At 65.8% G+C, this 12,919-nt stretch carries 9 protein-coding genes; 2 read left to right on the top strand and 7 right to left on the bottom strand.

What is annotated here, in order from left to right; translation table 11 throughout:
* The first annotated feature begins 1 nt into the window (after position 1).
* Together CH249_RS05550 and CH249_RS05545 are read left to right on the top strand one after the other, a co-directional pair.
* Positions 2-1,078: a ParB/RepB/Spo0J family partition protein gene (locus CH249_RS05550; RefSeq protein ID WP_045197761.1), complete on the top strand. Its 1,077-nt coding sequence runs from the start codon at positions 2-4 to the stop codon at positions 1,076-1,078.
* A 264-nt stretch (positions 1,079-1,342) separates the two neighbouring features.
* The gene (locus CH249_RS05545; protein WP_032396978.1) at positions 1,343-2,023 is read left to right on the top strand and encodes a hypothetical protein; all 681 of its coding nucleotides are present in this window, start codon (positions 1,343-1,345) and stop codon (positions 2,021-2,023) included.
* Positions 2,024-2,057: 34 nt separating this feature from the next.
* Here the strand turns inward: CH249_RS05545 and CH249_RS05540 are convergent, their stop codons facing one another.
* The 7 genes from CH249_RS05540 to CH249_RS05510 form a co-directional block, all read right to left on the bottom strand.
* Positions 2,058-3,251 (bottom strand): N-acetylmuramoyl-L-alanine amidase, encoded by a 1,194-nt coding sequence (locus CH249_RS05540; RefSeq protein WP_032396977.1) that lies wholly within the window; start codon positions 3,249-3,251, stop codon positions 2,058-2,060.
* A 136-nt stretch (positions 3,252-3,387) separates the two neighbouring features.
* Positions 3,388-3,720, bottom strand: coding sequence for a thioredoxin (trxA, locus tag CH249_RS05535; RefSeq protein WP_008711582.1), 333 nt, complete (start codon positions 3,718-3,720; stop codon positions 3,388-3,390).
* 34 nt (positions 3,721-3,754) lie between these two features.
* Positions 3,755-4,744, bottom strand: coding sequence for a thioredoxin-disulfide reductase (trxB, locus tag CH249_RS05530; protein ID WP_032397344.1), 990 nt, complete (start codon positions 4,742-4,744; stop codon positions 3,755-3,757).
* Positions 4,745-4,870: 126 nt separating this feature from the next.
* Positions 4,871-5,599 (bottom strand): hypothetical protein, encoded by a 729-nt coding sequence (locus CH249_RS05525; protein ID WP_094682431.1) that lies wholly within the window; start codon positions 5,597-5,599, stop codon positions 4,871-4,873.
* Between the two features lie 59 nt (positions 5,600-5,658).
* A complete protein-coding gene (gene sigM, locus CH249_RS05520; protein WP_094682432.1) occupies positions 5,659-6,240 on the bottom strand; it encodes an RNA polymerase sigma factor SigM in 582 nt (193 codons plus the stop codon).
* Between the two features lie 99 nt (positions 6,241-6,339).
* Positions 6,340-10,515 (bottom strand): lipid II flippase MurJ, encoded by a 4,176-nt coding sequence (locus CH249_RS05515; protein WP_179273137.1) that lies wholly within the window; start codon positions 10,513-10,515, stop codon positions 6,340-6,342.
* Positions 10,512-12,917, bottom strand: coding sequence for a glycoprotein (locus CH249_RS05510; protein ID WP_094682532.1), 2,406 nt, complete (start codon positions 12,915-12,917; stop codon positions 10,512-10,514). The genes CH249_RS05515 and CH249_RS05510 overlap by 4 nt, the downstream gene beginning before the upstream one ends.
* Positions 12,918-12,919 lie beyond the last annotated feature (2 nt).

The raw sequence follows: 12,919 nt of genomic DNA, 5'->3' as shown, positions 1-12,919 counted from the left end.
GATGAGTTCGACACGTAAGGGTGGTCTGGGTCGCGGCCTGGCCTCACTGATCCCCACCGGACCTGACGCCGGACCACGCCTCGGTAACGCCGCGGCAGACGTGATCATCGGCGCGGATCGCAACGCCAAGGACCGTCCCGATACGTCCACCAAGCCGAAGCGAACCGCACCCGCCGACGATCTCACCGAGACAGCCACGGCGCCCACTCCGACACCACCGGTGCTGAGCGGAGACGACCTCTCCCCCGTCGGTGCCGTCTATCGCGAGATCGCACCGGACCGAATCGAAGCCAACCCGAAGCAACCGAGGCACGTCTTCGACGACGAATCGTTGGCCGAACTGGTTCACTCGATCCGTGAATTCGGACTCATGCAGCCCATCGTGGTCCGCCTCGTATCGGGTTCCGCTGGTGCCGGTGACGCAAAATATCAGCTCGTCATGGGCGAGCGTCGGTGGCGTGCAAGCCAGGAAGCCGGCCTCGAGTCGATCCCCGCGATCGTTCGGGAGACCGCCGACGATGCGATGTTGCGGGATGCATTGCTCGAGAACATCCACCGGGTACAGCTCAATCCGCTCGAAGAAGCGGCCGCGTACCAACAGTTGCTCGAGGAATTCGACGTCACGCACGAGGAACTGGCTGCGAAAATCGGTCGATCACGGCCGGTCGTCACCAACATGATTCGTCTGTTGAAGCTGCCGATTCCCGTGCAGCGACGAGTGGCGGCCGGAGTTCTGTCGGCCGGACACGCCCGCGCCTTGCTGTCGCTCGACGCTGGGTCGGATGCGCAGGAGTCGCTGGCGGCGCGAATCGTCGCCGAGGGTCTCTCCGTACGCGCGACGGAAGAGGCCGTCACTCTCGCCAATCGGGAGGACGGAAAGAGCCCGGATCCGGCACCTCGGCGCAAGCCGATTCAGATGCCGGGCCTCCAGGACGTCGCCGATCGGCTCTCGGATTCGTTCGATACTCGGGTGACGGTCAGCCTCGGCAAGCGGAAAGGCAAGATCGTGGTCGAATTCGGTTCGGTAGACGACCTTCAGAGGATCGTCGAGATGATGGAAGCACAGAAGAAAAAGTAGTGGCGAATTTTCAGGACCAGTCATACGCGGTCAAAACGTCACTGTGACGTAGCTCGGCCGGAGGCGGTCACGAATGTTCGCAAAATGGTCGAAAGATATTGTCATACAACGTATTTGAATGATTCGCTCCGCTCGACGGGTTCGGCGATGGAATGGCGGGGGTGACGCCTGCGGAACAACCCATGTGACATCCTTGTCGAGGAGCGGATCGACTCCGACGGAGAATTCTCGCGTTGAACGAGTGCACGAAGGCTGAGGTAAGCGGTGTCGGCGATGGTGACCGGAGTGACGCTCGGTTCGTTCGAGCACTTGCCGACGCATTCGCGGCGGTGCAGCTTCTGGGTACTCGATCCCGCGTCGGAGAGTTCGTCGGTCGATCTCGAATTCGAGAACGAAGTATGGCTGTCGACCATCATGCTCGAGTGGGGATCGTGTGGGCAGTTGCTGTCCATCGATGGCAGGACGATCGGCTGCGCGCTCTACTGCCCACCCCGAGCAGTTCCACGCGCGGCGACGTTCCCGACTTCGCCCGTCAGCCACGATGCGGTCCTACTGACCCAACTCCGCATCGATTCGCCCGACGATGCGGATCTGCATTCGGCGACCCTGATCCAGGCAGTCGTGGGTGATCTGGTCAATCGTGGCGTCCGCGCTCTGGAAGCGTTCGGCATTCGACGCAACGCCGACGATGCTGCGCCGGTGGTTCCCAACGCCACCGCACAACTGACGTGTTCGGCATCGACGTGCATGATCGAAGCGGATTTCCTAGAGAAGGTCGGGTTCGAGGTCATCGCTCCCCACCACAGATTCCCGAGACTACGGCTCGAGCTCGATCGTGATCACGGGTGGAAGCAGGACGTCGAATCCGCACTCGAGCAGCTACTGATCGCGGCGAGTATCTCCGTCGTCGACATCGAGCAGAAGTCGACCGTCGGGGCGCGCTGAGTACTGACCGATCGACACGTTCGTGCGCGGTCGGTCAGGGGCGATCGGAGGCGGCGAGTTCTTCGGCGAGCAACTCTGCGAAGGTGAACGTTCCGGTCGGCTGATCGTCCTGCCCGAGTAGATACAGACGTTTGACGGCGATCAGAATTGCTTCGGCGATGATGTCGCGAAACTTCGGGTCGCTGAGCACTTCGACATCGGATTCGTTGGTGAGGTAACCGAGGTCGATCTGGATGGTCGGCATGTTGGTCAGACGCAACAGATCCCACGTGCGGCCGTGGCTACGGCAGTCCAGAAGCGGTGTGCGAGCGACGATTTCACGCTGCACGTAGCTGGTCAGTACCTGGCCGATCATCGAGGTGGATCCGTGCGAGTTACCGAAGTGGAAGCTTGCGACACCGTTGGCCATGGGGCTGGTGCTCGATGCGCAGCGCAACGAGATCATCAGATCGGCACCCCAGGCATTTGCGGTCTCGGCGCGGTCGGCAACCGAAGGATTGGTTCCGCGCGCACGGGAGAGGAACGTCTCCATGCCGGTCGCGGCCATGCGGCCCTCGAGCCGACTGGCCAGATCCCACAGAATCTCCGATTCGGAGACCCGGCCGAACGCTCCGTCGACGATGTGTCCGGTGTCTGCTCCGCCGAGATCGGGGTCGATGACGATGCGCTTGCCGGTCAGCTGCGGGCCGGACTTACGAACGAGTTCTTCCTCGCTCATGGCGTGAGGGGATCCACCGGTGACACGAGTTCCGAGAAGGTCCAGAGAGCGCAGAGTCGCAGGCCCACAGATGCCGTCGGGGGAAAGCCCGATCTCGCGCTGGAACGAGGACAGACCCTCGTGTGTGCGCGGACCGAAGAAGCCGTCGACGCGTTCGCTGTAGAAGCCGAGATCCTGAAGTCTCGTTTGCAACGAGGCGACATCGTCGCCGTACAGCGGAGCGGACAGCTGATAGATGAGGGTTCGAGCGCCGAGGCGATACGACGCCTCTTTCAACGCGCGATACGTGGCCGGGCCCACCACGCCGTCGACCAGCAGGCCGCGGTGTTGTTGGAAGGCGCGCACGGCACCTCCGAGGGCACCGTCGAACACGGATCCGGGAGCGGTCCAGTGGCCGTCGGCCATCGGACCTGGGGGAACGACTGCTTCGTGGAGAAAGCCGAGTGCCGACAGGGTGCCGCGGACCTCGGCGACGGCGGGTCCGGAATCGCCGTGACTGAGTTCCTGCATCCTCGACAAAGCCTCTCGATCGTTCCGACGGCACTCGCACCTCGCGGCCGATGTGCCGATGCCGAAGCATCGGCACATCAGATGATTGTCGCAGAAAGACTGGCTTCCGCTGCAATCCACACGGTGTGCGGGTGAGTCAGATAACGCCTTCGAGGTCCTTGAGCAGCGCGGCCTTGCCCTTTGCGCCGACAATTTGCTTGACCGGCTTGCCGCCCTGGAAGAGGATCAGCGTCGGAATCGACATGACCTTGAAGTCGCGGGCGGCCTGCGGGTTGGCGTCGATGTCGAGCTTGGCGATGGTGAGCTTGTCCTTGTGCTCGGCCGCGATCTCCTCGAGAACCGGGGCGACCATCTTGCACGGGCCGCACCAGGTGGCCCAGAAGTCGACCAGGACGGGCTTCTCACTGGTCAGAACATCGTCGACGAACGATGCGTCGGTGATGGTGACAGTGCTCTTGTCGTCGGACATATCTATCTCCTCGATATTGGAAGCTCGGTGCCTGTCAGGCGTTGACGGCGTCGACCGGTTGGTCGGCGTGTTCGAGTGTGTTGGTGGTGATATCGCCCTGCTCGGCCAACCAACGCTCGGCGTCGATCGACGCGGTGCAGCCCGTACCCGCAGCGGTGATGGCCTGCTGGTACACGTGATCGACGAGGTCTCCGGCAGCGAACACGCCTTCGACGGACGTGGCCGAAGTGGGCGACGCGACCTTGACGTAGCCGGCGTCGTCGAGCTCGACCTGGCCCTTGACCAATTCGTTGCGGGGATCGTGACCGATCGCCACGAACATTCCGGTCACGTCCAGGGTGGTCTTCTCGCCGGTGTCGGCGTGTTCGAGCGACAGTCCGGTCACGCTCGTGTCGCCGAGGACCTCGAGCACCTTGGTGTCGGTGAGGAAGCGGATCTTGTCGTTGTTCTTGGCGCGCTCGAGCATGATGCGCGACGCCCGGAACTCGCTGCGGCGGTGCACGATGGTGACACTGCGTGCGAAGCGGGTGAGGAAGGTCGCTTCCTCCATGGCCGAGTCGCCACCACCGATGACGGCGATGTCCTGATCGCGGAAGAAGAAGCCGTCACAGGTGGCGCAGGCGCTCACACCGCGTCCGAGCAGCTTCTCCTCGCCCGGGATGGACAGGTAGCGGGCTGCTGCGCCCATCGCGAGGATGATCGCGCGAGCCCGGTAGGTCTCGCCGCCGGCAGAGACGGTCTTGATCGGACCGGTCAGGTCGAGCTCCTCGACATCCTCGGTTCGGATGTCGGCACCGAATCGCTGCGCTTGCTCGCGCATCTGTTCCATCAGATCGGGGCCCATGATGCCCTCGCGGAACCCGGGGAAATTCTCGACCTCGGTCGTGGTCATCAGCGCACCACCGAACTGCGTTCCCTCGAACAGGATCGGTTCCAGTTCCGCGCGTGCGGCGTAGACGCCGGCGGTGTAACCGGCCGGTCCCGAGCCGACGATGATGAGATCGTGAACCTTGGGGGTACTCAATGCAGACCTTCCGATCTTGTGCGGCGTGTACGTGTCGTCGACAAGCGAGTGCTCAGCGCACACGACTCTCGACGTACATCTGGTCAACACCACCCTAGAGGCAGTTGTTCCCCGGTGAGAGATCCGTCAGCCGATATCGCGACGCGTGAGCACGTCGGGGTTGGCGGTGCCGCAGTCGTTGCCCACCGCGAGGGCGATGAACTGTGAGGGCTGTGCTCCGGCGAGGACGAGCAGGGTTCCGTCTCGGCCGTCGACGCGCACTCGACTCGAACCGAGAACGGTGGTGGCCGGATCCACATCGTTGGACCGAAGGCAGGCAGCAAGATCGGCCGGATCGGCGAGTGCTCCGGGATCGCGCTTGCCGATGATGCTGAAGGCGAAACCGGAATCGAGGTCGGCGGAATCGAGCACCAGAGACGAATCCGGAGCCTGCGACGGGTCGGCGGCGATCGATTCGGGTTCGTTCGGGGTGTACAACAGTGCCACGACGGCAACCGACCCGGCCACCAGAAGTGCTGCGGCAGCGGCAGTTCCGAGGACGACACGTCGTCTTCGGGGACGGAGCGGAACGACGACCTCCGGCGCGGATGCCGATCGCTCGACCGTCTGGATAGTGCGGTCGATCTGCCGGGCGACCTCGGGCGGGATCGACAACGTTCCGGTGAGGTCCTCACCCATCTCGTGGAGTCGAGCCGAGACGGCGTCGAGACCGGCGAGCATCCGCATCGAATCCTCGTCGAGACGAACCAGTGGCCACAGTCGTCTGCTGACGTCCTCGGGAAGTGCATCCGCATGCAGATCGGCGAGTAGTTCCGGCGAGAACGGGGCTTGTGGAGCGTCGGTGCTCGACGACACGTTCCTGCCTCCCTCCGCCGAATCTGCTTTCCCTCTCACACGGTATAGACGCGAGAGGGTCAGATTCGGTTCCCTGCATCTTTCAGATACGCGAGCTGTGTCGAGAGTTTGAGCCGGCCGCGGGCGCATCGACTCTTGACGGTACCGGTGGGAACACCGAGCAACACGGCAGCGTCGGCCACCGAATAGCCCTCCATGTCCACGATGACGACGGCTGCGCGTTGGTCGGGTGGCAACGTCATCAGAGCCTGTCGAACGAGAATGCTCGTCTCCGTCTCGGAGATCCGGTCCCTGGGCGAAACGGGCTCGTGACTTTCGTTCTCGCTCAACGGAACCGACGGCCGAGCCTTGTTTCTTCGGATGCGGTCGAGGCAGGCATTGACGACGATCTTGTGTAACCAACTTCGCACCGCGGCGTCGGCGCGAAAAGACCCGGCCGTGCGGTGAGCGGAGAGCAGTGCCTCCTGCAGAGCGTCGGAGGCGTCCTCGGGCGTGTAGCTGGTGCGTCGAGCCGTCAGCCACAGATGTTCGTGATGTCGGTAGATCAGCGTGGCGAAGGCATTCGGCTCCCCGGCCGCATGGGCAGCAAAAAGCTCCGCATCCGTGCGCTCCCCTGGCGCCGAATCGAAACGTTCGGTCATACGAAAACGGCTCCCCCCGTGTTAACGCATTGGGGGGAGCCTAAGCCATCGAGACCGCGAAGTACGAAACAAGTCGGTATCGGCTACCGAAAGCCCGATTTAGGAGTCGAAACCGATCCCGGAGATCGAGGTGGCGATGCGGCCGCCCTGCTCGCCGAGTCGGGTGATCCAGACGAGCACGTTCCCGGTCGGCTCCGCGTCGCTCAGGGCGATGTCGGTGCGGCCGTTCTGCAGTGTGGCTTCACCGAGGAGCGTGGTGTCGCTGAGACTGGGCGAGCCGTTCGGGGCCGACCGGATCTCGACGACAGTTCCGGGAGATGTCGACTCGATCCACGCGTTCTGCAGCGTCGAGGACGGAATGGACACGAGCAGCCCGACGCCGTTCTTGAGGGCCGGGAACTGCTGGAAGTACGAGTCGGTCGTCCACGCTGTGCTGGGGTCGTTGTCGATCGCGTTGGACGCGGTGCTGGGGTTGTCGGCGGAACCCTGAGGTGAGAACACGCTGACGTCCTCCATCGCCACGGGTCCACCGGTCTCGGCCGGCGGCGCAGCGGCCGCATCGCCCGCCGGTGGTGCCGTGGCAGGAGTGGTGAGACCGAAGTCCTGGGTGTCGAGCGGAGTGTCGGTGTCGTTGCCGGCAATCGAGGTGAACAGCCAGAAGCCGGCGAATGCGAGAACCACCACCGTCAGGGCACCGAGTACCGCGATGGCGATGTTGGTGCGCATCGACTTGGCCTTCTCGGCAGCGATCTCCTCGGGATCGGCGAGCGAGTGCCCACTGGCACCTGGCGCTCGTTGGCCCAGTCGCAGCGCCGGCATCAGATCCGTCTTGTCGTTGACCACTGCTGCTTGATCGAGAACGTGCTGCACGGTGGCAGCGGTCCTGATGCCGCTGTTCTGTTCCAATGCCCGCACGGCGACGGCGGAGATCTCGAACGGAACGTCCGGACGAACCTGCCTCGGCTCGAGCGGGGCACCCTTGTCGTCACGGTCGGCCGGACGCATGCCACCGACGCTGCGTGCCGGAGCTGCATCACCGGACACGACGGCATCGCCGGTGGTGTCGGACAGCGGCCACTTGGCGGTGATCAGGGCGTAGAGCATCGCGCCGAGTCCGCGGACGTCCGAACTCGGGTCGGCGTCGGCCAGTGTCGCGGGGAATGCGAGGACGGCGTTGCCGCTCGAGCTGATACGCACCCGATCGGGGTGGTCGATCGACAGGGCGCCTCCGCTGCGGTGCGCTGCCTCGGCCGCTGCGGCGAGGACCTTGATCGCACGCGCAGCGCCGGTCGGTGAGGGCACGGTGTCGGCCATCTCACGCAGTGAGCGGCCGGGAGTCCACTCCGCAACGACGATGCCGCCGGAGCTGCCGCGCACCACGTCGAGCACGCGGGCGAGGCCGGGCGAATTGATCCGTCCCAGACGCAGCGTGCGCGAGAGAATCGCCTGCGGTCCCTGCGTGCGGTCGTCGGTCGAGGCGGTCGATTGCTGATCGGCGTCGACGAACGTCAAGGCGACCTCGCGATCGAGCTTGACGTCATGTGCCTGCCAGAACTTGAGTCCACGGGCTCCGCCGTGCGGTGCCAGCAGTCGGTAGCGGCCACCGGCAACGGAGGCACCGGGAATGAGCGTCGGGCCGCGAAGCGTGCGCTCGGGAGCGCTCGACGGGGCTGCTGCAGTGGCACCCTCGTCGGTGCTGTCCGAGTCGGAGGCGTCGGGTGTGGCCGGTGCCGCTTCGGTCTTCTCGGAATCCGCATCCGCTGTGGAATCAGCGTCGGCCGCAGGCTTCGACTCCTGTGTGGCCTTCTTGTCGCTGTCGGCTTCGACCGGGAGATCGGCCTTCGAGATGGAGACGGTCTTGTCGGTCGGACGCGCCGCGAGAGCGGCCTTGGAGATGGAGACCGTCTTGTCGGCCGGCTTCGGGGCAGGCTTGTCGGCTGCCTTCTCGGCGTCAGGCTCGGGAGCTGCGGCCGACTTCTTCGCTTCGGGTGCAGCCTTCGGCTCGGCCGGTGTCTCGGCCGGCTTCGGTGTCTCGGCGGGCTTCGCACTCTTCGATGGCGAGGCAGCGTCGGCCTTCACGGGTTCGGTGCGGTCCTGGGTGTCGACCTCGACGCCGCCGCCGCTCGTTCGGTCGGCTTCGCTTGCTGGAGATTGTGCCGGCCCCCCAGCAACTTCGTCGTCGGTCACTGTCACTCCTTCAGGCGAATATGCCCCGTGTTGTCCTGCAAAAGGTCGACCTGCGTTGGCTTCTGCCCCCGGGTGCCGATGACCAGGGTACGGGAGCCGATCCCGCGCAGTGTCCCATGTGGGCTCGGTTCGAATAACCGGAATCACGCCGGTTTCTGCGGCGGCCGGATCGGTGTCCGTCGGAGCGGTTGTGCCGCGGAATCTCCGAACGACGCGGCTCAGGGCCACGGTGACTGCCAGGACTTCGGGAATCTTGCCGAACCAGAGTATCGAGAAGGTGATGCCGAGCATGATGACGGCGTCGATCGCGACGCGGACGAAGTTGCCGATCCAGCCGTTCGTCATGGCGTCGAGACCCAGGATCCGGTCGATCGCGAGCATGGCCGCACCGCCGGCCAGTGAGGCGATGAGGACCAGCCAGACCGTCTTGCCGACGTTGGCCATCCGCAGGCGGCCCAGGCTCTTGTGTAGCAGGTATCCGCCGATGATCGCGCCGACCGTGTACCCGAGGCCGGTCGCTGCGCCGAGGAGCAGCACCACCTGATCCGGGTCGGACGCGACGATCGGGGCGAGCAGAGACAGTCCGATCTTGACGGCGGTGATGCCGAGGATGATCCACGTCGGCGTCCAGGCCTTCTCGCGGGCGTAGAACACGCGGAGATGGATCAGGACGAGGGCGTACGGGATGAGGGAGAACGCCGACCAGCTCACGGCCTCGCCGAGTCGGGGTGCGACATCGGCGAACCGGCCGAAGCCGTACAGCGCCTCGCCCACCCACGGGCCCGCGAAGGTCAGGAACACCACGATGGGCACCAGCGCGACCATCGTCAGGCGGGTGGCGACCGAGAGGTCGTCGACGACGGACGGGGTGTCACCGTTGGCGGCGTTGCGGCTGAGTCTGGGCATGATGGCCGTCAGAACCGTCACGCCGAGGATGCCGTAAGGCAGCTGCAGGACGATCCAGGCCTGCGAGTAGATCACGTTGCTCGCGTCGTCGGTGCCCGACGCGATCCTGGTGGCCACGATCAGCCCGATCTGGCTGATGACGACGTAGAGCACGATCGCGGCGGCCATCGCGCCGAACTTCTTCAGGCGCTCGTCGAATCCCCAGAGCGGGCGCAGGTCGATGCGTTCACGGCGCAGTGCCGGGATCAGCGCGATGACCTGGGTGATGACACCGGCAGTGACTCCGAGGCCGAGAACGAGGAGTTTGGGGTTGCCCATCTCGACCGGGTTCACGCTGATCTCGCCCGGCATGAAGAAGTACAGCGCGAAGACGCCGAGCACGATCAGGTTGTTGTACACCGGTGCCCAGGCCCCGGGCTTGAAGTTCTGCCGGGTGTTGAGCACCGCCGTGAGCAGGCCGGACAATCCGTAGAACATCAGCGCGGGCAACACCAGGTAGGTGAACGCGATGGTCAGGTCCTCGTTGACCTTCGGATCGCCGTCGAGCATCAGCCGCGCCAGCAGCGGGGCCGCGATCGTTGCGGCCAGCGCCACGGTTCCGAGCAGCGCCACCGCGATGGTGAACAGCCGTCGAACGAATGCTCGCCCGCCGTCGGCGTCCTCCTGCTCGGCCCGGACCAACACCGGAACGACGATCGCTCCGAGCACCGCACCGAGGACCAGTTCGGAGATCATGTTCGGCAGGATCGTCGAGACGGTGAACGCACTGGCCAGCCCTGCCCCGAGGGTGGCCGTCATGGCGACCTGCTTGGCGAATCCGGTGATGCGGCTGACCAGGGTCGCCACCGCGATCGAACCCGACGCAGCCAGCAGTGACTTCTGCGGTTTCGGCTCGGGTTGCGGCACCGAGTCGGACCCCTTCGGCGGAAGGTCTGTCGGGGGGACCGTTCCGGAGGGTGCCTGCGGGTAATCCTCCTCGCGGAAACGCGGGATGAGTTGGGTGACGGTGTCGTCGGCGGCGGGCTGCCCGTCGAGCGGCGGCGGTGCCGGGTACGAGCGCAGCTCCGGGCGCGCCTGCCGCTCCCAGGGCGCGGACCGCGGTGGCGTCGTTCGTCGGAACACCTGCGACGCTGGCAGGCGTGACCGCGGCAGGTCGCCGTCGTACGGGACGTTGCCAGTCATGGTCTCTCGTACCCTTCGTCGGCCGGGTCTGGTTGACCTCTGAATCGATGCCAGAGGCGTCGACCTGCAAGTAACAGTAGGAGAGCTCCGGCGCAGGCGGTAATTATCGCCAGTGCCTGGCCGTACGCGTTCGATCGCACGGACACCGTGGACACTTCGCCGAGCCGGGAGCCGTCGAGCGTGGTGACGGAGAAGTCGACGGACAGGTTGCGCGTGTCGTCGACCTCGGCCGGGACGGTGATGGTCCGTGATCCCCGGGCCGGAAGTTGGGTGACGCCGACGTCACTGATCGTCATCTCCGGTGGTGCGTCGACCTGGAGCAGCACGTTGACCGGGACGGGGAGGTCGTTGCGGGCGACGAGCAGCAGCGGGCTCTGTTCCGAGGCGAGGGTGTAGACGCCGCCGGGGGCCAGCACGGTCACCGATCCGTAGATGGTGTCCAGTCCGATGCGGATCGCCGCGAGTCGGTCGCGTGCCATGGTGCCGGTTCGTTCGCTGGCGGCGCTCGCGCGACCTGCCCTCGACAGCACGCGGAGCATGTCCTCGCGCAGCGGAGCGGTGTACAGGCGTGGAGTCAGCGCCGACTGCGGATCCTCGACGAGCGATTGCATCAGGGTGTCGACTCGGGCGCTCTGCGATCGCACCAGGTCGATGGTGCCGGTATCGAGTTCGGTGGCCGCGTCGATGCCGGTCACCGGAGTTCCGGTCGTGGGCTCGGTGAGCAACTCGGCCAGAGGCCGCGGCGTCGCCAGTCCGGACCGCAGCAGCGAGGACACCGTCGACAGAATCGCCGACGGTTCGTCTCCGCCCGCGGTCCAGTACTGCGGGGGCGCGACGGTGACGGTGCGTCCGGGCCGATCGGCACCGACGAGGGCGTGGAAGTTGACGGCTCCGAGCGCGTCCTGCAGGCGTGCGGTGCGCGAGTCCGTGGCGAGATCGAAGCGTTGCTCGGAGGGAGTGAGGGCAGGCGTGGACGGCGTGGCCCCGACCCCGGCCAATGCCGCTGCGGTGGCGGCGTCGTAGTGGGTGGCGGCCAGCGGTTGGGTCTGCTCGGTTCCGGTCGATGCACTGTCGGTCGTCGCCAGCAGGGAGGTCGGTGCCGAGGTCGGCGGGCTGATGCTGTTGTCGGCGACCAGGACGGTGCCGGTGCCTGCCGCACGCAGGGCGTCGGCGGTGTTCGCATCCACCCCACCGGTGGTGCTCCAGGTGAAGCCGCGTGTCGAGGTGATGCCGAGGATGCCGTCGACGATGTCGGCCGGGGCGCTGACGGCACTGCTGAGCAGTGTGGGATCGCCGATGTCGGCCACCGCCCCCAGATCGGTCTGGGCGAACGGCATCGCCGTCACGCAGGTGCTCGACGCGATCGTTTCCAGTCGGGACAGCCACTGAGCTGCGGCTGCGCTTCCGGTGCCCTCGCGGGTCGTGCCGGCAGGATCGGCCGGGTTGTCGACGACGAGGTAACCGCGGGTCATGTTCGAGACGGTGACGAGCAGGTCGGGGTCGAGGCCGATACACAGGCTCGACGCCAGTCGGCCGTCGGGATCGAGGCCGGGTTGTGTCGCGAACTCGACGGCCTTGAGGAGGGTGTCGAGTCGGCCACCGGTGGCCAGCTCGCCGGCGAGTTCGTCGTCGATCAGCCGAACGCGCTCGTCGACCGAACCGGGGATCCCGGCAGCGAGTCGTGGAATGTCGGCAAGCGGCCACAGAACCGTCATGGCGACGGGGTTGCGGGTGTTGGGAGGCAGTGGCATCGCGTCGGGAGCGGTGGGGTCCATCTCACCGGGGTTGCGGGGCAGTCCGACGACCGGGAGCAGAAAGCGGGCGTCGTCGAGTCGTGCGGTTCCGCCGTATTCGGGAGTGCCGTTGACGTTGAGCAGAAGCGGGTAGACGCCAGGGGCCTCGATTCCCAGGGAGGGTTCGGTGGTGCTGCGCAGCTGCATCGACATGTCGAACTGGCGGCTCTCGTCCTTCTCCAGGGACTCGGCCACGGTGACGAAATCGCCGACGCGCTCGAAGCGGTCCTGGTCGAGGGTCAGCGAGGTCCGTAGTCCGGCCGTGGTGTCGACGGCGTCCGCGGCCTGCATCCGGACACTGACGTCGTCGACGCGGCGGTCCCCGGTGTTCTTCACGGTGGCGCGCACCGTCACGAACGGATCGCTGCTGGTGGTGACGGTGGAGGGGGCGACGGTTTCGATACTCAGCGTCAGGAAGGGGTTGCCGTCCTGCGTCATCGGGGTGTCCGGAACGGCGCTGGTGGTACCGCTCGTATCGCCGACGGAGGAGTCGGGTTGGGCTCCGGCGTCGGGAAGTTGTGCCGGGATCAGTGCCGCGGTGCCGACCGACGGTGCCACCGCGAGAACGAACGTGGTCAATGCGGCGGCAGCGACCTTCCGGGCCCGCACGA

This window comes from Rhodococcus sp. 05-2255-3B1 (assembly GCF_002258545.1).
Taxonomy (GTDB): domain Bacteria; phylum Actinomycetota; class Actinomycetes; order Mycobacteriales; family Mycobacteriaceae; genus Rhodococcoides.
This window is presented reverse-complemented; position numbering and strand designations above follow the sequence as displayed.

What these genes read in the sequence shown, in the direction of transcription:
- CH249_RS05550 (WP_045197761.1), top strand. Translation starts at nt 2, where the DNA reads ATGAGTTCGACACGTAAGGGTGGTCTGGGTCGCGGCCTGGCCTCACTG.
- sigM (WP_094682432.1), bottom strand. Translation starts at nt 6,240, where the DNA reads ATGACCGAACGTTTCGATTCGGCGCCAGGGGAGCGCACGGATGCGGAG.
- CH249_RS05540 (WP_032396977.1), bottom strand. Translation starts at nt 3,251, where the DNA reads ATGCAGGAACTCAGTCACGGCGATTCCGGACCCGCCGTCGCCGAGGTC.
- CH249_RS05515 (WP_179273137.1), bottom strand. Translation starts at nt 10,515, where the DNA reads ATGACTGGCAACGTCCCGTACGACGGCGACCTGCCGCGGTCACGCCTG.
- trxA (WP_008711582.1), bottom strand. Translation starts at nt 3,720, where the DNA reads ATGTCCGACGACAAGAGCACTGTCACCATCACCGACGCATCGTTCGTC.